Source organism: Ammoniphilus soli (assembly GCF_040813775.1).
In genome coordinates this window covers 1-1,917 of record NZ_JBEGDL010000109.1, presented here as the reverse complement: position 1 = coordinate 1,917, position 1,917 = coordinate 1, and the positions used below count along the sequence as shown (strand labels likewise).

Here is a 1,917-nt window from a genome sequence, read left to right as displayed (position 1 = left end):
GATAGTTTTCAATCTCTTCCGTGTTCATCATCTGCCCGCCAGGACTTCCCTTTTCAACCATCAGCGTACTCATATTCGCTCGTGCCGTATAGACTGCTGCCGTCAATCCGGCCGGACCTGCCCCAGCAATAATGACATCGTAAATTTTTTGTTCGCTCACTTAAGACCCCTCCCCTAATCTGATATGGGATCAAGGGGGCAGGCATCCGCCCCCTTGACTTATTGCTCTATAGGCATCTAGTCCGGGCTGTTCTCATCATTTCGCAAATTCCATCTTTATCGAGAGAAAGCTCCATGATTCCAATTTGCTCCTGATAGATTTCTTCTGGAACAATCGCTTTGATTTCGTCTTCCAGCACATGATAAACTTGCAAACCTAAGGCCACACCCGCTAACGGTCCGGCATAGGTTGGGTCACCCATCGTCACGGTTTCAGCATAAATATCTGCACTATCCGCATCAGGAGATCCCAGGATCACCATCACGTTATCTTTTCCGAATTGCTCTACAGCTTTAATTAAAGAACCTTGAACCTCAAGGTCCATAGCGCCTGCCGCCGTTCAAACAAAGCACTGGGTATCCATGAAGATGACTTCTCCGCCGCTCGCTTTCACGCACTCGGCAATCGCAGGAGCCGGAACCCCGTCTCTTTCCCCAACAATAATGATCTTTTTATCTTTTAACATGCTGATCTCTCCTTTAGTTTCAAATTTTAGTATTTCACTTCAAAAATCGTAGCTTCTTCAACCCCTGTTTCTAATGCCTGCAAAGCCACCCCTACGCGATACTTGCGCATTTTCCGTTCATCTGCCGACGATAGGTTAGGATCTCCCAGCGGGTGAGGAATGGAAACCGTCGGCACAATCCGGTTGGCTCCCACTGTCTTAGCAATGGATACGAGATTGGCCATTTGTACGATCGTAATGCCTGCTCTTTCAATTTCTTTCACCATCGTTGCACCGCAACGAGTACAAGTCCCTCAGGTGGATGTCATGATGACAGCAGATACGTTGGCATCCCTTAACTGCTGGGCAATTTCGGCTCCCATGCGGCTAGCATCGGCTTGGGTTGTCCCTGTTCCGACCGTTGAGTATACATAGTCGTGGATTTTGCCAACTCTTCCTTCCTTCTCATACTCACGCAGCACATCAAGCGGAACGATGACATTCGGATTTTCATTGGCAAAGGAAGGGTCGAACCCAGCATGGATGGTCTGCCACTCGCCAGCCTTTAAAGAATCCTGGCCAGCAATGCTGTATTTTCCCCATTTTGTAGCCGAAGCGGACTGGATACGATCTGGATTCCCCACCGGGACAATCCCTCCGGAGTTAACAAAAGCGATGGTAGCATCCCTCAAATCAACCGTAGGCGCAATCGCCACGCGGTCAACCTTCGGCATGGGCATTTCCGTCAAAAACTCTTCACCGTTTAACTTTTTCAACAGCATGTTAACGACACGGTCAGCCCCTAATTCGTTCGTAAACGCTTCAAAGCGGATTCCCCTTGGGAAATACCCTTCTTCACGGGCTGACTTTAGCGGTTCGCCGTGGGCCAGTTTCTTCAGAAACTTGGCTAGGGCTGGTACATCCTTGCGCATCGCCCCCGCACTATCGCCGCCTTCAAATATATAGAGATCCTTGCGGAACATTTCCACAGCCGGATTTTCTACATGCATGCTGGTTACAACTGGAACCCCAAACTGTTCTTCTACGGCCTTACAAATTTTGGCGCAGGCAAAACCGTATCGTCCAGCCAGGAATGCAGGTCCTGCAATGAATAGGTCGAATTCTACTTCCTTCAGGTAGCCAATGATGGTTTCAATAGCGGTCTCTTCATTCGATCCGAAGAAGTTATCTCCGCAAATGATCGTATGCGTAACCTCGATTTCTGGGGCAACGGTGTTTTTGAGAAGCATTC

Annotated in this window: 3 protein-coding genes; all 3 read right to left on the bottom strand. The window is 48.9% G+C overall.

What is annotated here, in order from left to right; translation table 11 throughout:
* Window positions 1-160 (bottom strand): NAD(P)/FAD-dependent oxidoreductase (locus ABLT31_RS38445; protein ID WP_367760987.1); only part of this gene is annotated, 160 nt, incomplete at its 3' end.
* Window positions 161-227: 67 nt separating this feature from the next.
* Entirely contained in the window at window positions 228-686 is a 459-nt protein-coding gene (gene grdA, locus ABLT31_RS38440) for a glycine/sarcosine/betaine reductase complex selenoprotein A (protein ID WP_367760986.1), read from the bottom strand.
* Window positions 687-712: 26 nt separating this feature from the next.
* A partial coding sequence (locus tag ABLT31_RS38435) for a glycine/betaine/sarcosine/D-proline family reductase selenoprotein B (protein WP_367760985.1) occupies window positions 713-1,917 on the bottom strand: 1,205 nt, incomplete at its 5' end.